We start from the raw sequence: 18,437 nt of genomic DNA, 5'->3' as shown, positions 1-18,437 counted from the left end.
TTGAAGATTGCTCATACTCACATTTCCACGTTGCCGCGGAAGATATGAGGCAATTCGATCAAATTGTTCTTTTGTTATTTCCATATAATTATTATACTATATTTTATACTTTAATGCAATAGTGTTAACAGACTCTAATTGATAAAAAACTATTCCCATTGAATATATATCCATTTGAATCGTATTCTTTTCGTTTTTCCATGCTTCGGGTGCAACATATAAAACTGATCCATATCCTTTAAAAGTCATAGTGCGGGTACTCTCATTAACAAATTTAGATAAACCAAAATCACTAATCTTAACTTTTTCATTAGACAAAAGAATATTGTCCATTTTTATATCTCTATGAACTAATTTTTTATTAATCTCAAGCATCCCTACCGCAAGCTGATTAAATACTTCTTTTAACTCGGAATTAGTAAAAAATTCTCCCTTTCTCACATGAACATTAAAAAGATTAGTTAATGTGCCTTGGTTCGCAAACTCCATTATTATATAAGGTGGTAACTTATTGAATACATTCCCATCATGAACATATTCATAGTTTATTACATATTCCGAATTTATCTCAATGGCGGATTTGACTTCATTTTTGAAGGAAAAATAATCCTGTTCTGATTCAAACGAAGATAGCATAGTTTTAATAGCAAAAGGCTTTTTATCACTTTCTCGATAAGCCTTATATACAATACCGAATCCACCGTGGCCAATTACGCTATCAATAATATAGCTATTATTCGATTCATCAAATAATTTCGTCCCTTCTGTAACAATCATTCAACTTCCTCCTAAAGCAATATTTTCTATATTTATTATAATAACACTATTTTCGACACAATCAATATAGTTTTTCTTTCTGTTTTAATTATCTGCGCGATTAAACCAAAATTAAAAACAGCAGTCATGGTATTTCTACCTTAACTGCTGTTTTCTGTTTGACCTTACATCCACACCGTAACGGCAAAGCCGCCCTTGAAATAATAGGTGTTCGTGTAATGTCCATTTGGTGGAGATGACGAGAGTCGAACTCGTGTCCGAAAATCGCTTACCAAAGCTTTCTACGAGTGTAGCCTTTGATTTTACATTCCCTCCGCGCAGCGCCCAAAGGCAGGCTCTGCGGTTCAGTAGCCTTTCAATCAAGACCAAAGTAAAGGCGTTCTTCGGTCACGTTCACCGCTAATCGACGCCTTTATCCGGGCCGCGGTATTCCCGGTAAAGACGGCAACCTAATTAGGCTGCGTACGCAACTGTATTGTTGTCGTTTATTTTTTAAATTGCGGATTTTATAGCGGTCCCGCACCGCTACTCGCTTACTAAGGCTCACAATCCCCGTCGAAACCTTTACATCCCCATTATAAACAGAATCGATTTTGATTCTATTCTACGTAAATGCAACGAAAAATACGCCTTATCCTCTGTTTTTCTCTTTGAGCGCACGGTCAATATCGCGCTTCGCCGCCTTTGCCGCCATAACGGCACGCTTATCGTACAGTTTTTTGCCCTTACAAAGCCCCACCTGTACCTTCACAATGGAGCCTTTCAAATAAACCGACAGCGGAATCAAAGAATACCCGTCCTGCTTTACCAAACCAAACAGACGCATAATCTCCCGCTTGTGCATCAGCAACCGGCGAACGCGCATCGGATCCTGATTAAAAATATTTCCCTGCTCATATGGGCTGATATGCATTCCGTTTACTAAAAGCTCACCCTTTACAATCGAGCACCATGCATCTTTCAAATTAACCTGCCCTTTACGGAGCGACTTCACTTCCGTACCGCGCAGCTCAATACCAGCCTCCATACTTTCTTCAACAAAATAATCATGAAAGGCTTTTTTATTTTGCGCTAATGTTTTTAAATTTTCTTTGGGCATAAAAAGCCTCCATTCTTACCGGAATATGAGCATAACACAGGCACGAAAAAAAGTCAAGTATTATGTAAACTAGATTTCGCTCCGCCCTTCTATTGCGCGAGAAAGCGTGACTTCATCGGCATATTCCAGATCCCCGCCCACGGGAATCCCGTAAGCAAGCCGCGTAACCTTTACACCAAGTGGCTTTAAAAGGCGGGAAATGTACATTGCTGTTGCCTCGCCCTCTACCGTAGGATTCGTGGCCATTATGACTTCCTTTACCTTACCGTCATTGACTCTTGCCAAGAGCTCCTTAATGCACAGCTGATCGGGGCCAATCCCGTTCAGCGGCGAAATCGTTCCGTGCAAAACATGATAGGTGGCGTTAAACTCATTCGTGCGTTCCAGCGCAATCACATCCCGCGGGTCTTCCACCACACAAATAATAGACTGATCCCGCGTCTCATTGCGGCAAATGGGGCAAAGCTCCTGATCGGTCAGGTTACAGCATTTTTTACAGTAATGAATTTTTTCATGCGCGTCCATGATGGCATCGGAGAAACTCTGCGCTTCCTCTTTGGTAAGTCCAAGGATATAATACGCCAACCGCTGTGCGCTTTTGTGCCCGATTCCGGGCAAGCGCTCGAACTGCTCAATTAAGCGTGAAAGCGGCGCTACATTATACGTCGGCATAGGACTTAGAACATCCCCGGCATATTAATGCCGCCTGAAATTTTCTCCATACTCCGCGCCTTGTCCGCTGCAGCCGCACGAAGCGCCTCGTTTACAGAGGCGATCACCAGATCGGAAAGCATTTCAACGTCTTCCGGGTCAACAACCTCGGGTTTAATATCGATGGATTTTACTTCCATCTTACCGGTTACGGTTGCTTTCACAGCGTCGCCGCCGGCTGTCGCGGAATATTCCTTCACTTCCAGCTCCGCCGTTATCCGATCCATATCTTCCTGAATCTTTTGGGCCTGACGCGCTAACTGCTGTAAATTGGCAGCTCCGCCCCCACCGTAACCTTGTGGCAATCTTGCTTTCATATCAAAACTCCTCCTGCTTGTCTTCTTTATTTCTTAATGACCGGAATTCCTTCGCTTTCCGCTAATCCGGCAAGCTCCGCGAGCGGATCCGTTGTCTTTTCCGCTTTCCGGCCTTTATATGGTCCTAAATTATACACCTTCCCCGTCACCTGCTGAATCGCGCGGCGCATATGGTCACGCTGGGTCTGTTCCCGAAGAAGCCGGAACGCGATTTCATTCGGGGCATCAATCAGCACATAGGATCCGCTGATGTACGCGGTTGAACCATTAAAAGCGGTTGCGGTAACATGGGAGTAATTCTTTAATATCTGCAGCACTTCCGGCCATTCCGCCAAAGGCTGCGCGTTTTCCTGAAGCTCCTGCACAGACTTCTGCAGAAGCAGGGAAGCAGTTTTTTCGTTTTCTTCCGCCTTCTCTGCCGGTATGGATTTCTCCTGCAAATCCGCAGGCACACCGTTTGGAGCTGCCTTTTTTTCATTCGGCTTCTGTGGTAAACCGATCCTTGCGGATCTTACCACACCGCTTTCCAAAGCCTCTATGCGCCGTATCAGCGCCTCCGGCGAGGTGTCCAGCTCCGGCGCGCAAAGGCGTATCATCGCCATTTCGAACTCAATGCGCCGGTCGCCGCCGCGGTACATTTTTTCCAGCGCGGACTGCATAGTGTCCAACCCGTGCAGGATAGCCGAAAGCGGCATGGAAAGCGCCTGTTTTGTCAGGCTTTCGTATTCCGCATCGGACACAACGATCATCCCGCGCGCATCCTTTGTGGTCTTTATGAGCATCAAATTGCGGAGATGGGAAGACATCTCCTCGCACAGCCTTCCCATATCCTTGGAGGCATTGTGAAGCTGATCAATGATTTCCAGCGCGTGGCCGGAATCCTTTGTTTTGATCGCATCGGTCAATTCAAAAAGGTGCTCCCTACCGACGAGTCCGGCGGTTTCATTTACGACTTCAACGGTAATCTGCTTGCTCCGGCCAAGGCATTGATCCAAGAGCGAAAGCGCGTCGCGCATAGCGCCGTCCGCAAGCCGGGCAATCAAAAGAGCGGCCTGCCGGTCAAGCTCCGCGCCCTCCTGCTGCGTAACGTAAATAAGACGATCCGCGCTGTCCTCTGGCGGAATACGATGGAAATCAAAGCGCTGGCAGCGCGAAAGGATCGTAGCCGGCAGCTTATGCACCTCCGTCGTCGCAAGAATAAAGATGACGTGGGCGGGCGGTTCCTCCAGTGTTTTCAGCAACGCGTTAAATGCACCGGCGGAAAGCATATGCACCTCGTCAATGATATATACCCTGTATTTTGCGGCGGCAGGAGTAAAATTCGCTTCTTCACGGAGTGAACGGATATTGTCCACACCGTTGTTGCTGGCGGCGTCTATTTCCACAATATCCATGACGGAACCGCTTTCCACTCCGCGGCATATCTCGCACTCCCCGCAGGGATCCCCGTTCACAGGGTGCAGGCAGTTTACCGCTTTTGCCAAAATTTTGGCGCAGGTGGTTTTCCCCGTTCCCCTTGAACCGGTAAACAGATAGGCGTGCGCGATACGTCCGGCCATCAGTTCATTTTTCAGCGTAACGGTTACCTGCGGCTGGCCGACAACGTCGGCAAACACCTTGGGCCTCCATTTTCTGTACAGAACCTGATACAAGCGAACACCGCCTTTAAACAAATTGAAAGCAAGACAGACCGTTGAAAACGGTATATCATGCACTAGGATATGCAGACGACCAGACCGCCTGTATCGCACAGGGAAATCCGCTTAATGCTGCTCGGTTCCCCGCCTGACATGGTTCACGGTACCCTGCCGTACAGAGCCCGCCCGCCTGCATATCCTATTGCACGCATCTGCCTTGCTTTTATACCAGCCAATATATTATAAACGATCCCTGCAAAAAAGACAACCCTTTTTTATTTTCGATCGAACGGTTCAAGTGAAAAATCCCGGCCTTGGGCCGTTTCTATAATTTGTAAAAGCTATATTTACAAAAAATAGAATCACAGCCAATAGTTCTTGATACTTTCACAATTATTGCTATTCAAAAAGCTTTCATTAAAATAAAAATTAGAAAATCCATATTTTTAACAGCAAAGATTTTCTGCTGTTTCATTTCCGATTTAAATGTTATAATAAATCTATAAAAACGAAGGGTGGCAATACATTTTGTACGATAACTGGGAAGAATTGAAATCCGCGTGTTTACAATGCCACGAATGCGGGCTGTGCGAAAAAAGAACCAACCTGGTATTCGGTATTGGAAACGAGCAGGCAAAAGTCCTTTTTGTTGGAGAAGGACCCGGCGAAAATGAAGACTTACAAGGGGAGCCGTTTGTCGGCAGAAGCGGCCAGCTGCTTGATAAAATGCTTGCGGCGATCGATCTTGACCGGCATACCAATATTTACATAGCGAATATTGTGAAATGCAGGCCGCCGCAAAATCGGGATCCGCTGCCGGAAGAACAGGACGTCTGCATTAAGTGGCTGCGTAACCAAGTGGCGCTGATACGTCCGAAGATCATTGTCTGTCTTGGACGAATCGCCGCGATGAGGCTGATAAAGCCGGATATAAAAATCACCAAGGAGCATGGTATGTTTTTTGAGAAAAACAGCGTTTGGATGATGGCGACCCTTCATCCCGCCGCGCTTTTACGAAACCCAGGCAACAAACCTGCCGCTTTTGATGACTTCATCAAGCTGCGCGACAAAATGACCGAACTGGGAATATAAGAAAAAAGGGCAGCCGTCCGGCCGCCCTTTTTCGCTGCAATCGCATAGGAAAGCAAATACGCATAGTTGAAAAGCTATCATTTAATACGGCATGGAAAAGACATCCAGGAATTTCTGCGAAAGAACGTCGTATTCGTTGTTCTCGAGGATATACCTTTTCCCCCGCTCGCCCATGGCGCTAAGCTCCTCCTTGGATAAGGACGCGAGCTTGCGCGCGGCTTCGGCAATCGCTTCGCTGTCCTCCGGCGGGATGGAAATACCGCAGTTTGCATCCGCAACCATATCGTTGCCCGCTTCAATAGCAAAGATAACCGGCTTCGCCGCCATCATGTAGTCCATGAGCTTATTCGGGCTTACACCGAAACGGAACAGGGGCTGTCTTTGCAGGCCAACATAAAGCGCGTCCATCTGGTGTAAAAGCTCCGGAATCTGGCCGCGTTTTACCGGCTCCAGCAGTTCTACTGTTTCGCCCAGATCTCTGTCTTTCACCTTTTGAATCAGCCGTTCCCGTTCGGGGCCGGGGCCGATCAGGAGTAGCTTGATCTTCTCTTCCCGAAGCATTTCCCCCGCTTCGACAAAGCTGTCCAGTGCATTGGCAATTCCGTGCGCGCCGGTATAGCCGATGAGGAAATAGCCCTCGTCATGATACTTTTTCAGCTTATCGTAATACACCGGCGGGTTCGCCATCGGCTTTTCCCAGTCCGCTTTAATAATCCCGTTTGGAATACAGATAAATTTTTCCGGCTTCAGGCCATGCTCCACCATATGCCCTTTGGCGTTCGGGAGCAGCGAAACCACATAATCGCTGTGCTTATAGCAGTAATTTTCCGCCGCCTGCATTACCATAATATAGGGATGGTACGGGCTCATGCCGCCAAGCTCAATCGGGCTGAGCGGCCAAAGGTCGTGCACCTCGTAAATCAGCATAGCGCCGTATTTTTTCGCGAGCTTATGCGCGGGATAAATGTCCAGCGGATAGGTGGAAGACGCAATTACCGCATCCGGCTTCCCCTGCGCCGCAATTTCATCACCGTATTTGTAAAGCCCGTGCAAAAACGAAAGCATATTTTTAATGCGTCCTACGCCGTTCCCGTGGTATTCCGGGCCGGCTATCCAAAAATAACGCACGCCGTCCAGCATTTGCTCCATGGTGTCGTTCCCCTGCATATCCGGATTCTTCGTACGCAGGTGAGAATAGGAGCTGGCAACGATTGTAACGTTATGCCCCGCCGCGGCCCATCGCTTCGCCATAAAATACGGTCGGAATTCCATGCCGTGCTGAGTGGAGCCAGCATAATGATTGATATAAATAATATTCATACATAACCCCTTGCATTCAGAAAAAAGGATTCGAAACTAGCCGTTCAGCAATGCAGCCGCAATTTTTTCAGACGCTTTTCCGTCGCCGAACGGCATCTGACCGCGGGCGGCCGGTTCCGGAACAGTATGCATCGCTTTCTCGTAAATGTCCTCGGTCGTAAGCTTTGCCAGTACATTCCAGTTCCCGTTGAGCGTTTCCACCCATTCGGTTTCCTGCCGGAGCGTGATACACGGCACTTCCATGAACCATGCTTCCTTTTGGAGCCCTCCGGAATCGGTCATAACCTGGCAGGCGTTTGAGGTGAGAAGAAGCATTTCAAGGTAGCCTACCGGATCGATCAGCTTAATGTTCCGGAAGCCGCACTTTGCAATTGCTTCTTCCGCGAGCGGCCTTGTCCTTGGATGAATCGGCAGAACGACAAGCTGGGGGAGTTTTTCAAACGCGTTGAAAATACGGATGATGGCGTCCAGCCCGCCGTCAGTTGTTTCCGCCCGGTGCAGCGTGGCAAGGCGGTATTTTTTCGGCTGTATTTGAAGCCGGTCGAAAATAGCGGTTTTCTCCGGGTTATTCTGCGCCACCTTTAAAAAGTGGAGAACGGAATCCAGCATCACGTCTCCGCTGATGCTTACGCCCTTTGTGATTCCCTCTTTTTTCAGATTCTCCGCCGCGGTCTGCGTCGGGCAGAAAAGCCACGTGGATATATGGTCGGTTAACACGCGGTTCTGCTCCTCGGGCATGCGCATATTGTAGGAACGCAGCCCAGCTTCCACATGGGCAACCGGAATGTGCAGCTTGGAAGCCGCAAGCGCGCCCGCAAGCGTCGAATTGGTATCGCCGTAAACCAGCAGGACATCCGGTTTTTCTTTCAGCAGGACATCCTCGATTCTCATCAGCATTTCGCCGGTCTGGCGGCCGTGCGAACCGGAACCCACGCCCAGATTATAGGCCGGCTTCGGAATACCAAGCTCCTCGAAAAACACGTCGGACATATTATGGTCATAATGCTGACCGGTATGAACCAATACCTCCGTACAATTCTTTTGAAGCGCCGCGGAAACTACCGAAGCCTTGATAAACTGCGGCCTTGCGCCGACAACGGTAACGATTTTCATTCCAATTCCCCCGTATCAATGATAACGGACGTCGGAATTGTCCATGTCCAGCGTGGAAAAGCTGAGTCCGTCGAACGCAACCGGCTGACCGGTTTTCTGCGACTTATAAGCCGCAAGAATGATCTTCATGGCCTTGATGGCTTCGGTTCCGCTGACCAGCGGATCGGTGTGCGTATGAACAGCGCGAATATAATCGGCGTACAGCATATTGTGCCCGCTGCCGTAAACATCCTTCGGGTCTTTGCCGGAAAGGGCGGAGATATGCTCATCCTGCTCGGCAGGTGTTTCAAAATTCCAAGTCTCGATACGGTTCACGGCAATGCCGCCGATGACCACGGTGCCGGTTGCGCCGAAAATGGAGAGAGTTTCCTCCAGATTTTTCGGATATACGCAGGCGGTGCCTTCTACAATCCCAATTGTGCCGTTCTTAAAGCGGATCAGAATGCTTCCGAAATCCTCCGCCTGAATATCGCGCAGGTAGTTCCCTGTCATGGCCATAATTGTTTCCGGTTCGCCGCCAAGGCACCATTGGAGCAGATCGATGTCATGAATGCACTGGTTCATCAGCGTGCCGCCATCCTGCGCCCAGGTTCCGCGCCAAGGGGCCTGCTCATAATACGGCATGCCGCGGTTCCAAAGAATGCGCGCGGTACCGTTTACCAGCTTGCCGAAGCGGCCGTCTTCAATGGCTTTATGCAGCTCCTGAACCGGCTCGTTAAAGCGGTTCTGATGGCAGACGCCGAGAGTAACGCCATGCTCCTTTGCTTCGCGGATCATCTGTTCCGCATCGGCGGTGCTTAAAGCCATGGGCTTTTCAACCAGTACGTTCTTGCCGTGGCGAATGCAGTAAAGCGCGATTTCTGCATGGTATCCGCTTTCGGTCGCAATGGCACAGCAATCGATTTTCTGCTCCTCCAATGCTTTTTTATAATCGGCATAGACTGCCGGCTTTGTACCGGCGGCTTCCTGATAATCCTTTGCCTTCTTCTCCGCATTCTCCAATACCGGGTCGCAGACGACCGCCAATTCCATCGTATCTGAATTTGCAACTGCTGCGGCTATGTGGTTCTTTGAAATTCTTCCGCATCCTATCAGGGCAAAACGAAGTTTTTCCATATCGGGTCTCCTTTTCTTTGTCAATCTTAATGCATATCGTTCTTCCGCCATTGCAAACCGGGCGGACACAACACAAAATGCCCCCGTCACTTACAAGAAACGGGGGTAAATGGGTTTATAAAAGCTCAATATTGGAACGATCCTGTACATCCTTCATCGCGTTCCTGGTGTCGAATACTGCTTTGGAAAGCTTCTGAATCCGGTTGTAATCGAAGCAGGCATGCGCCGTGCAGATGATGACGATATCCGCCTCTTTCAGCAGCTCATCCGTCAATTCCTTTTCACCGGTGTGAACAACGCCTTTATGCTTGTATTCCGGAATATACGGATCATAAAACTTGGTTTCAGCGCCTTCCTGAATTAAATGATCAATTACATTTAACGCCGGGCTTTCGCGGTAATCATCGATATCTGCTTTGTATGCAACGCCGAGAACCAGTACCTTCGCACCGTTCATCGCTATTTTCTTGCGGTTGAGCACTTTCATGCAACGGTCAACGACATATTCCGGCATGCTGGTGTTGATTTCGCCGGAGGTTTCAATCAGGCGGGTATGATAATCAAACTCGCGGGCCTTCCAGGAAAGATAGAACGGGTCGAGCGGAATGCAATGGCCGCCGAGCCCCGGTCCCGGATAGAATGCCTGGAAGCCGTACGGCTTTGTCTTGGCGGCATCGATTACCTCCCAAACGTTAATGCCCATGCGGTGGCAGATGATGGCCATTTCATTCGCCAATCCGATATTGATATTGCGGTATGTGTTTTCCAGAAGCTTCTCCATTTCGGCAACCGCCGGGGAAGAAACCTCGAAAACGCCACCTTCAAGCACATTGCGGTATAAAGCGGCCGCTATTTCCGTGCCGTCCTTGCCAACGCCGCCGACCACCTTCGGCGTATTCTTTGTCTTATACTGCTTGTTGCCTGGGTCAACACGCTCCGGCGAGAACGCAAGGTAGAAATCCTCGCCGCATTTCAGCCCGCTTGTTTCAAGAATCGGCTTTAACAGTTCCTCGGTTGTGCCGGGATAGGTTGTGGACTCCAGCACAACGACCATGCCCCTATGGAGGTATTTCGCAACAGATTCCGTAGAGCCCTTTACATAGCTTATGTCCGGCTGCTGGTATTTGTCCAGCGGGGTTGGTACGGCAATTGCCACCGCGTCAACATCTTTAATAAAGGCAAAATCGCTGGTTGCGGAAAGGGCGCCGCTCTCAACGACTTCTTTCAAGGTATCGCCGACAATATCGCCGATATAGTTGTGCCCGGCATTGACGGCGTCGACCTTTTTGGACTGCACGTCGAAGCCGATGGTCTTGTAGCCGGCCTTTGCGAACTCGACCGCCAACGGAAGCCCAACGTAGCCAAGGCCAACGATTCCGACAACCGCGGTTTTGTTCTGAATTTTATTCATTAATTCTTCTTTCATACTGGACATTTGTATTTCTCCTCATCTTCAGATATTTCGCAGGGTTTTGCAGATATAATCGATAACATCCTCTGTTATATAACCATGCATAGGAAGACTGAATACTGTCTTGCAAAGCTTTTCGCTTACAGGCATGTCCCCTTCTTTATAACCGAGGGGCACATAAACCTTTTGCAGATGCAGCGGCTTCGGATAGTAAATGATGGATGGAATTCCCGCCGCCTCCAGCGCCGCCATGATTTTGGTGCGCTGTTCCTCGCTTTCCGCTTTAAGAGTATAATATCCAAAGCTGGAAAAATATCCGTCCCGTACAACCGGAACCTGAAATTTATCCTTTAACTGGCTGGAATAGCGCTGTGCCGCCCAGTTGCGGTGCTCTGTTTCCGCATCAAACGCACGCAGCTTCGGGAGAAGGATCGCCGCCTGAAGGGTATCCAGCCTTGCATTTAAGCCAATGCGCACGTTTTCATATTTAAAAGAGCCTTTGCCGTGAACGCGGATGGACTTCAGCAGAGCCGCCTGTTCTTCATCGTCCGTAAAAACGGCTCCGCCGTCGCCATAGCAGCCCAGCGCTTTTGCCGGGAAAAAGCTTGTGGCGGAGAAATTGCCGAAGCTGCACGCCTTCTTGTCTTGAATCCGGCCGCCGAATCCCTGCGCGGCATCCTCAATCAGCGTCAGGCCGTATTTCTTACAGATCGGTTCAATTTCTGGAAAAGCCGCAGGCTGGCCAAACAGGTCGACCGCAATGACTGCCTTCGGTTTTAGTTTACCCTCTTTTACAACCCTTTCCACCTCTTTTTCAAGGCATTTCGGGTCCATATTGAAGGTATCCTCTTCCACGTCGCAGAATACGGGTGTCGCGCCTAAAAGGCTCGCTACCTCTGCGGTGGCGAAAAAGGTAAAGGACGGTACGAAAACTGCGTCCCCAGGGCCGATTCCCTTTGCCATCAGCGGCATAAGCAGAGAGTCCGTTCCGTTGCTGGTGCTGATGCAGTATTTCCGGCCAGTATATTTGCAAAGCTCTTGTTCAAGTTCCACCGTCTGCGGGCCGGAAATGAAGTGGCAGTCGCTGAGCACTTCGGCAATCCCCTTATCGATATCATCCTTTAAATGGCGGTATTGTGCGCCAAGGTCATTAAATTCTATCTTTTTCATTTATTTTGTTTCCTCCTGAAGACCGTTTTCCGTCTTCCGATATTTTCTTCCGCATTTCGGGCAGACTAAGTCCTCGCCAAGCTTTTCCCCGCATTCGCAGGCCCAGCCATTCTGACGGGCGGGAACCCCCATCATAATGGCATAATCGGGCACGTCCTTGGTTACCACGCTGCCGGCTGCAATAAACGCATTTTTCCCGATGCGGTGGCCGCAGACAATGGTTGCATTCGCCCCGATGCTCGCACCCTCTCCAATAGGCGTATGTGCATAAAAAGCCGCGCCGCGCTGTGGATATTTGCACCGCGGGCGCTGAACATTGGTAAACACCATGGAAGGACCGCAAAAGACAAAATCGCCTAATTCAACGCCTTCGTAGATGGATACATTATTTTGTATTTTACAGTTATTTCCGATTTTTGTACCTGGTGCAACAAATACATTTTGCCCCACAGTACAGTTTTCGCCAATTTTGCAACCGCTGCTGATATGGCAGAAATGCCAGATTTTCGTACCGGACCCGATTTCCGCGCCATCATCCACGCAAGCGCTCGGATGCGCAAAAAAGCCCTTTGTTTCACTCATTTGAACACCATTCTTTACCTAAACTTATCAAAAAAATTATCCTGTTATAACTTGTACATTATATAACCAACACGTCTTTTAGTCAATATTTACGCACCAATATAGTTGACTTTAAATATCAATCGTATTATGATTTAGTTTGATTTATTGTCTAATCTGATTAAGCAGGGCCTTGTTTGTATTATAATAATCGTGTCGCTTACGGAAAAATCCGCAAGGTGAATGGGATGGGAAATTTAAAAATACCGATCACAGAGCATGATTTTTATTGTACAAGCACAACCTGAGAATCGAAAATCGAAAAAGAGGTTAAATCATGGGAAGTTTCATAAAAAGAGAAAAATTTATTCCATACAATCTACCCAATATTACCGACCTTGAAATCAACGAGATGGTTGATACTTTAAAATCCGGATGGATTGCCAAAGGGCCGCGCACAAACGAATTTGAAAAGCAGTTTGCACAATTCGTCGGCGCCAAGTACGCCGTCGCCATGAACTCCTGCACCGCGGCGCTGCATGTGGCGCTGCTTGCAAAGGGCATCGGCCCGGGCGATGAAGTAATCACCACCCCAATGACCTTTGCCTCCACCGCAAACACAATCATCCATACGGGGGCAACGCCGGTCTTCGCCGATGTAGACTATAAAACAGCCTGCATTGACCCGGATGAAATCGAAAAGAAAATTACGCCGAAAACAAAAGCCATTGTGCCAGTACATTACAGCGGACAGGTCTGCGACCTTGACCGGATTTATGAAATTGCAGACAAACACGGCTTGTTCGTTTCCGAGGACGCTGCACACGCGCTGTGCAGCCGTTACAAGGGCAGAATGATCGGCAACGGGCTGCAAGGCGCGGCTTCCTACAGCTTTTACGCCACGAAAAACCTTACCACCGGCGACGGCGGCATGCTCGTTACCGACAACGAGGAAATCGCAGACAAGGCAAGGATTTTCTCCGGACAGGGTATGAGCAAAAATGCATGGAACCGTTACGCGAAGGGCGGCACATGGCAATACGATATCTGTGAGGCGGGCTTCAAATACAATATGTTTGACATTCAGGCCGCGCTTGGCTTGAAGCAGCTCACCCGCATGGACGAAATGCAGGCCGCCCGTTTGAAAATCGCGGAAGTCTATCAGAGGGAATTCGATAAAATCGACGCGATTGACCCGCCGTTTGTTCCCGACTACACCACGCACTGCTGGCATCTGTACGTCATCCGTATTGTTCCCGAATTGCTTACCATTGACCGCGACCGGTTCATTACGGAGCTGAACGAGCGCAACGTCGGAACCAGCGTACACTTTATCCCGGTAACCTATATGAGCGCCTACACTAGCCGCTACGGGTTCAAGAAGGGTGATTTCCCGAACGCGGAAAAGCATTTTGAACGTCTGATTTCTCTGCCGCTCTACCCAACCATGAGCGACGAAGAAGTACAGTATGTGATCGACGCGGTAAAAGACATTGTAGAAAAATATCACAAATAACAGACAAAAAAGTACAGGAACAGCGCTGTGTAAACGCACGGCGCTGTTTTTCACTATCTGTTCATCTCATAAATAATCCGAAGGCCCTCAAGAAGAAGCGTGTCACAGAAACGGATGCTTCGTCTGCAATGCGGAATAATTTCCCGGGACAAGCCGCCTGTGGCGACAACCTCGCATTTTTCTCCGAGCTCCTCCTCCATCCGTTCAATCATGCCGTCAATCATGCAGGCGGTACCCAGGATAATCCCCGACTGCATACATTCGATTGTGTTCTTCCCGATCACATTTTCCGGCGCTTCCAGGCTGATGCTCGGAAGCTGCGCGGTACGCCGCGTCAAGGCATCCATTGAGATCCCCACGCCGGGGACGATCGCGCCACCCAGCATGGTTTTCTCCCTGCTCAGAACAACGAACGTCGTGGCAGTACCCATGTCGAGAATAATGCAGGGACCATCAAACATCTCCGCCGCAGCAACGCATCCGGCAATCAAATCCGCTCCCGTACTTTCCGGGTTTTGGATATCGGTTCTCAAATTTGTTTTCGTATGCGGCCCCACGCAGATGGGGTTCACATGCGTCAGTCGCTGGACGGCCCTGATGATGTAATTGGTAAGCGGGGGCACCACGGAACTGATTACAGCCCCGGCAATGTCCCTCAGCGATATTCCGTAAATATCCAAGATATCGCGAAGCTCGATCGCATACTGATCCTCCATGCGGGAGCAATCGGTTGCCATTCGAGACACAAAAAGAAGCTTTTTCTCATCGTAAACGCCAATCGTAATGTTTGTATTGCCGATATCCAGAGCTAAAATCATAATTATTCCCCACTTTTTACTTTTTCTTTTGCAATTATAGCAATTTGCAATGCAATATGCAATATTTGCTTGACAAAAACTTAACAATTGTTGAGCTTGGAAATATTTTACGCTATAATTATCGTCATGTACGCGTATTTTACGTAAAAAAAGCCCCGGGTTGTACCGGGGTTCTTATATGCAATTCTGTAAATGCTGAATAAGGAGCGCACACTGGTAGAACATGGCAGAAAGGTACCAGGCAGCGGCAAACTGATAGGCGGCCGAAAGGGCCATCCATCGTAAACTGCCGCTTTCCCGGCGGACAGCTGCCAGAGCAGTAACGCACGGTGTGTAAAAGAGGACAAAAATCAGAAAAGAGCACGCGCTCAGCGGCGTAAAATTCGATTGAAGGGCGATCTCCAGCTTCCCCGAGTAAAGCACGCTCATCGTGCTGATCACCGATTCCTTGGAAATGAGTCCGGCGAGAAGGGATACGGCGGATTTCCAATCGCCAAAACCGCAAAGCGCAAACAGCGGAGCAATCCTCCTGCCCACTTCCGCAAGGATGCTGCATGAACTGTCCGAGGTCATCCTCAAACCGACGGTGAACCTCTGCAACAGCCAGATAACCACCGTCGCGACAAATATAGTTGTTCCCGCTTTTTGCAAAAAATCCCGGATACGCCGCTCTACCTGCAGCCAAACCGTTTGTGCAGTCGGGAACCGGTAGTCCGGCAATTCCATTACAAACGGCGCGGGTTCCCCTTTCAGGATACTGTTTTTAAACAGCAGCGCAGATAACAACCCCATCACCATGCCTGAAAAATAAATCAAAAGCATGGCAATTGGCCGACAGTCGGCGAAAAACGAAGAAATAAACAGGGAGTAAACCGGCATCTTGGCGCTGCAGGACATGAACGGCAGAATCAGAATCGTTAAGCGCCTGTCTTTCTCGTTTTCCAGAATGCGCGTACCCATTACCGCCGGCACAGTACAGCCAAAGCCCATCAGCAGCGGCACAAACGCCCGGCCGGAAAGCCCGATTTTCCGCATGGGCGCGTCCATAATAAAAGCGGCGCGCGCCATATAGCCGCTGTCCTCCAAAAGGGACAGAAGCAGGAACAGGAGGAGAATCTGCGGCAGGAACTTCAGCACGGCGCCAACGCCGGCCAGAATACCATCCAGAATCAAGCTTCGCACCCCTACGGAGGCACCGATTGCCGTTAAAGCGGAATCGGTAAGCGGCGAAAGCCAGCCCGTAAGAAAAGCATCCACACAGCGCACCAAAAAAGACCCTACCGGGCCGAATGTAATATAAAAAATCGCCAGAATCAGCAGAAGAAACACCGGAATAGCCAAATAGCGGTTGGTTGCCACAGCATCAATCTTTTCCGACACGCTTTTTTTCGAGGCGCTGTGCTTTTTCACCGCTTTCTGCGTAAGTTCTCCTATGTACCGATAACGGGCGTCTGCAAGCGCCGTTTCTGGGTCGCGACTGCCGACCGGCTTTTTTACCGTAGGATAAACCGCCGTTTTTTTTACCGCGCTGGCCGCCGCCCTGAGCAATTCGGACAGCCCCTCTCCTTTTGAGGCGGCAACCGGGATGGTTTCTACGTTTAATAGCTTGGAAAGAATAGCGCAGTCAATGAAATCCCCCCGCCTTTTCACCACATCCATCATGTTCAATGCCATCACCATGGGGATATGCAGTTCCATTAACTGCGTGGTCAGGTAAAGATTGCGTTCAAGATTGGAGGCGTCCACAATATTGATAATTAAATCCGGTTTATTATTCAGAAAATTCCCGGCAATCGCCTCCTCCGGCGAATAGGGAACCAGCGAATAAATCCCCGGAAGATCCACAATTTCCAGCGTATCATTGTGATAGCACACCGTACCGCTTTTTCTCTCAACGGTTACGCCGGGCCAATTTCCAACCGTAGCCGTCGAGCCGGTTAAGGCATTAAATAGCGTCGTTTTTCCGCAGTTTGGATTTCCGACGAGCGCGACAACATAATGAAATGACTGACGATTCATAGTGCATCCTTTTTATTGAAAAAATAAGCGTACCGACAAGGCCGATACGACAAAGGCCGTAAAATCCGCCGTTACCGCGGCGGGAATGGTGTGGCGGGTTTTCTTAATACCGACTGCGCCGAAGTAGACCGCAATTGCGTAAAAAGTCGTTTCCGTAGAGCCAGACATGACCGAAGCAACACGGCCCGCAAAGCTTTCCGTCCCGCAATCCTGGAAAATTTGTGCCAAAACAGCGGTGGAACCGCTTCCCGAAATCGGTTTGATCAGCACAAGCGGCATCACCTGGGGCGGAAGCCCCAAAAATTTCGCGACCGGGGAAAACATCGAGGAAAGGATATCCAGCGCGCCGGAGGCGTTTAGCATAGCGACCGCCATCATCAACCCGATGAGGGACGGCAGGATGGAAATTGTCGACGACAAGCCTTCTTTCGCCCCTGCAACAAAGGTGTCGAACAGCGGCACGCCGCGCATCAGCCCAAAAAGCACAATCAGGAAGACCGTGGCGGGTATAGCGTAAGCACCTAACTTATCCACTTGACCTTCCCTCCAAAAGCTTTGCCACAGTAATCCCCACAACCAGCGCGCAGACAGAAGTAAGCCATACTGCCGGCAAAATATCAAACGGAGCAGGGGAGCCGTACTTTGCCCGCAGAGTCCCCATAAAGGTTGGAATCAGTTGGATGGACGCGGCGTTAATCACCACAAACATCGCCATGGAATTGTCCGCGGTTTGGGTCGGGTTCCGTTTCGCCAGTTCCTTCATGGCGGCAATGCCCATCGGCGTGGCCGCGTTTCCAAGCCCGAGAAAGTTCGCCGTTATATTCATGCAAATCGCTTTTATTGCCGGGCTTTCCTCTTCGCAATCCGGGAAAAGCCGCCGCATAACCGGACGCAGAAGCTTGGACAAAATTCGAGTAATCCCGCCCTCATCCGCAATTTTCATCAAACCGGTCCATGCGCACATCATTCCCGTCATCGCGATGATCAGCTCAACCGCTCCAGACGCGCCGCTCATAACTGCGGCGGAAAGTTGGGGGACTCTTCCGGTTACTACGGCGCAGATAATGCTGATAATAATGAGTCCCGCCCATATGTAGTTCAGCAGCGCACTCACCCTTCCCTATTTAGTCTCTTTTATATCTATTCGAAAGAATTTCGGGTTAGCACATAAAATTAATTTTTTCGGTATGCAAATAATTGACATAATTGGAAAAATATACTATAATTTTGTCATAGATGAGGAAGCTGAAAAGAAAGGTGATGATAAAGGATGAAATCGACAGGTATTGTTCGTAAAGTTGACGAATTAGGTCGAATTGTGTTGCCGAAAGAACTCAGAATGACTCTTAATATAAAAGAAAAAGATCCGCTTCAAATTTTTGTCGATGACGACGGCAGGATTATTCTTCAAAAATACGAGCCTGCATGTGTTTTTTGTAACAGTATGAACGACGTTATATCGTTTAAAGGCCGCAATATTTGCCGCGATTGTATGGAGAAACTGTCAAGCAAATTGGAGGATAATTAATTGCAACCCTCTCCCTGACAATAACGGCATATTTATGGAAAGTTTGTTATCCCCCCCCTTGCTATATGCGCAAAAATGATTTATGATTATACTAGAGTCTGTTAACACAAAAAATTGCATCTATAATCATAGCGAAATAGATGAAACCACAGAACATAATATCAAGTTTATCATAACGCGTAAAAATTCTTCGAAAACGTTTTAGGCGAAGAAAATAACGTTCAATTTCATT

At 48.9% G+C, this 18,437-nt stretch carries 18 protein-coding genes and 2 other RNA genes; 3 read left to right on the top strand and 17 right to left on the bottom strand.

The window, feature by feature from the left end:
• Nucleotides 1-96: 96 nt before the first annotated feature.
• The 7 genes from P9B68_RS11355 to ffs form a co-directional block, all read right to left on the bottom strand.
• A complete protein-coding gene (locus P9B68_RS11355) occupies nt 97-777 on the bottom strand; it encodes a serine/threonine-protein kinase (RefSeq protein WP_277669087.1) in 681 nt (226 codons plus the stop codon).
• A 227-nt stretch (nt 778-1,004) separates the two neighbouring features.
• Nucleotides 1,005-1,351, bottom strand: a transfer-messenger RNA (tmRNA) gene (ssrA, locus tag P9B68_RS11350).
• Between the two features lie 57 nt (nt 1,352-1,408).
• Entirely contained in the window at nt 1,409-1,876 is a 468-nt protein-coding gene (gene smpB, locus P9B68_RS11345) for an SsrA-binding protein SmpB (RefSeq protein ID WP_135656716.1), read from the bottom strand.
• Between the two features lie 69 nt (nt 1,877-1,945).
• Entirely contained in the window at nt 1,946-2,548 is a 603-nt protein-coding gene (gene recR, locus P9B68_RS11340; RefSeq protein WP_277669086.1) for a recombination mediator RecR, read from the bottom strand.
• 5 nt (nt 2,549-2,553) lie between these two features.
• Entirely contained in the window at nt 2,554-2,904 is a 351-nt protein-coding gene (locus P9B68_RS11335) for a YbaB/EbfC family nucleoid-associated protein (RefSeq protein ID WP_135656712.1), read from the bottom strand.
• A gap of 26 nt (nt 2,905-2,930) precedes the next feature.
• Nucleotides 2,931-4,556 (bottom strand): DNA polymerase III subunit gamma/tau, encoded by a 1,626-nt coding sequence (gene dnaX, locus P9B68_RS11330; RefSeq protein ID WP_407932305.1) that lies wholly within the window; start codon nt 4,554-4,556, stop codon nt 2,931-2,933.
• A gap of 74 nt (nt 4,557-4,630) precedes the next feature.
• Nucleotides 4,631-4,729: signal recognition particle sRNA small type (gene ffs, locus P9B68_RS11325), an RNA gene on the bottom strand.
• 340 nt (nt 4,730-5,069) lie between these two features.
• On the opposite strand from ffs, the gene P9B68_RS11320 reads away from it, so the two are divergent.
• Nucleotides 5,070-5,633, top strand: a complete 564-nt coding sequence (locus P9B68_RS11320; protein ID WP_277669084.1) for a uracil-DNA glycosylase — start codon at nt 5,070-5,072, stop codon at nt 5,631-5,633.
• A gap of 81 nt (nt 5,634-5,714) precedes the next feature.
• Here P9B68_RS11320 and P9B68_RS11315 read toward each other — a convergent pair whose 3' ends face one another.
• The 6 genes from P9B68_RS11315 to P9B68_RS11290 form a co-directional block, all read right to left on the bottom strand.
• Nucleotides 5,715-6,953, bottom strand: a complete 1,239-nt coding sequence (locus P9B68_RS11315) for a glycosyltransferase family 4 protein (protein WP_135656706.1) — start codon at nt 6,951-6,953, stop codon at nt 5,715-5,717.
• Between the two features lie 36 nt (nt 6,954-6,989).
• Nucleotides 6,990-8,066, bottom strand: a complete 1,077-nt coding sequence (gene wecB / locus P9B68_RS11310) for a non-hydrolyzing UDP-N-acetylglucosamine 2-epimerase (RefSeq protein WP_135656704.1) — start codon at nt 8,064-8,066, stop codon at nt 6,990-6,992.
• A gap of 15 nt (nt 8,067-8,081) precedes the next feature.
• Nucleotides 8,082-9,182 (bottom strand): Gfo/Idh/MocA family protein, encoded by a 1,101-nt coding sequence (locus P9B68_RS11305; RefSeq protein WP_277669083.1) that lies wholly within the window; start codon nt 9,180-9,182, stop codon nt 8,082-8,084.
• Nucleotides 9,183-9,297: 115 nt separating this feature from the next.
• On the bottom strand, nt 9,298-10,617 hold the full coding sequence (locus P9B68_RS11300; RefSeq protein ID WP_277669082.1) for a nucleotide sugar dehydrogenase: 1,320 nt from the start codon (nt 10,615-10,617) through the stop codon (nt 9,298-9,300).
• An 18-nt stretch (nt 10,618-10,635) separates the two neighbouring features.
• Nucleotides 10,636-11,763 carry a DegT/DnrJ/EryC1/StrS family aminotransferase gene (locus P9B68_RS11295; protein ID WP_277669081.1) on the bottom strand — a complete coding sequence of 376 codons (1,128 nt, stop codon included), beginning with the start codon at nt 11,761-11,763 and terminating at the stop codon, nt 10,636-10,638.
• Nucleotides 11,764-12,345, bottom strand: a complete 582-nt coding sequence (locus tag P9B68_RS11290; protein WP_135656696.1) for an acyltransferase — start codon at nt 12,343-12,345, stop codon at nt 11,764-11,766.
• A gap of 316 nt (nt 12,346-12,661) precedes the next feature.
• Here P9B68_RS11290 and P9B68_RS11285 point away from each other — a divergent pair, with 316 nt between their 5' ends.
• Nucleotides 12,662-13,840: a DegT/DnrJ/EryC1/StrS family aminotransferase gene (locus P9B68_RS11285; RefSeq protein WP_277669080.1), complete on the top strand. Its 1,179-nt coding sequence runs from the start codon at nt 12,662-12,664 to the stop codon at nt 13,838-13,840.
• 53 nt (nt 13,841-13,893) lie between these two features.
• On the opposite strand, the gene P9B68_RS11280 is transcribed toward P9B68_RS11285, so the two are convergent.
• The 4 genes from P9B68_RS11280 to P9B68_RS11265 form a co-directional block, all read right to left on the bottom strand.
• Nucleotides 13,894-14,658, bottom strand: coding sequence for a type III pantothenate kinase (locus tag P9B68_RS11280; RefSeq protein ID WP_135656692.1), 765 nt, complete (start codon nt 14,656-14,658; stop codon nt 13,894-13,896).
• A 174-nt stretch (nt 14,659-14,832) separates the two neighbouring features.
• Complete coding sequence (gene feoB / locus P9B68_RS11275) at nt 14,833-16,677, bottom strand: ferrous iron transport protein B (protein WP_277669078.1); 1,845 nt, start codon at nt 16,675-16,677, stop codon at nt 14,833-14,835.
• A 12-nt stretch (nt 16,678-16,689) separates the two neighbouring features.
• Complete coding sequence (locus tag P9B68_RS11270) at nt 16,690-17,211, bottom strand: spore maturation protein (protein ID WP_135656688.1); 522 nt, start codon at nt 17,209-17,211, stop codon at nt 16,690-16,692.
• Nucleotides 17,204-17,791, bottom strand: a complete 588-nt coding sequence (locus tag P9B68_RS11265) for a nucleoside recognition domain-containing protein (RefSeq protein ID WP_243112891.1) — start codon at nt 17,789-17,791, stop codon at nt 17,204-17,206. Before P9B68_RS11265 ends, P9B68_RS11270 begins: the two co-directional genes overlap by 8 nt.
• Nucleotides 17,792-17,947: 156 nt before the next feature.
• On the opposite strand from P9B68_RS11265, the gene P9B68_RS11260 reads away from it, so the two are divergent.
• Nucleotides 17,948-18,205 (top strand): AbrB/MazE/SpoVT family DNA-binding domain-containing protein, encoded by a 258-nt coding sequence (locus tag P9B68_RS11260; RefSeq protein ID WP_277669077.1) that lies wholly within the window; start codon nt 17,948-17,950, stop codon nt 18,203-18,205.
• Nucleotides 18,206-18,437: the final 232 nt, after the last annotated feature.

It is taken from the genome of Caproiciproducens galactitolivorans, from assembly GCF_029266045.1.
Classification (GTDB): Bacteria; Bacillota; Clostridia; order Oscillospirales; family Acutalibacteraceae; genus Caproiciproducens; species Caproiciproducens galactitolivorans.
This window is presented reverse-complemented; position numbering and strand designations above follow the sequence as displayed.

Bases quoted from the DNA above. Each gene is read 5' to 3' on its own strand.
- P9B68_RS11335 (WP_135656712.1), bottom strand. From the start codon at position 2,904: ATGAAAGCAAGATTGCCACAAGGTTACGGTGGGGGCGGAGCTGCCAAT.
- P9B68_RS11300 (WP_277669082.1), bottom strand. From the start codon at position 10,617: ATGTCCAGTATGAAAGAAGAATTAATGAATAAAATTCAGAACAAAACC.
- P9B68_RS11260 (WP_277669077.1), top strand. From the start codon at position 17,948: ATGAAATCGACAGGTATTGTTCGTAAAGTTGACGAATTAGGTCGAATT.
- P9B68_RS11315 (WP_135656706.1), bottom strand. From the start codon at position 6,953: ATGAATATTATTTATATCAATCATTATGCTGGCTCCACTCAGCACGGC.
- smpB (WP_135656716.1), bottom strand. From the start codon at position 1,876: ATGCCCAAAGAAAATTTAAAAACATTAGCGCAAAATAAAAAAGCCTTT.
- feoB (WP_277669078.1), bottom strand. From the start codon at position 16,677: ATGAATCGTCAGTCATTTCATTATGTTGTCGCGCTCGTCGGAAATCCA.
- P9B68_RS11355 (WP_277669087.1), bottom strand. From the start codon at position 777: ATGATTGTTACAGAAGGGACGAAATTATTTGATGAATCGAATAATAGC.
- P9B68_RS11305 (WP_277669083.1), bottom strand. From the start codon at position 9,182: ATGGAAAAACTTCGTTTTGCCCTGATAGGATGCGGAAGAATTTCAAAG.
- P9B68_RS11295 (WP_277669081.1), bottom strand. From the start codon at position 11,763: ATGAAAAAGATAGAATTTAATGACCTTGGCGCACAATACCGCCATTTA.
- P9B68_RS11280 (WP_135656692.1), bottom strand. From the start codon at position 14,658: ATGATTTTAGCTCTGGATATCGGCAATACAAACATTACGATTGGCGTT.
- P9B68_RS11290 (WP_135656696.1), bottom strand. From the start codon at position 12,345: ATGAGTGAAACAAAGGGCTTTTTTGCGCATCCGAGCGCTTGCGTGGAT.
- recR (WP_277669086.1), bottom strand. From the start codon at position 2,548: ATGCCGACGTATAATGTAGCGCCGCTTTCACGCTTAATTGAGCAGTTC.
- P9B68_RS11285 (WP_277669080.1), top strand. From the start codon at position 12,662: ATGGGAAGTTTCATAAAAAGAGAAAAATTTATTCCATACAATCTACCC.
- wecB (WP_135656704.1), bottom strand. From the start codon at position 8,066: ATGAAAATCGTTACCGTTGTCGGCGCAAGGCCGCAGTTTATCAAGGCT.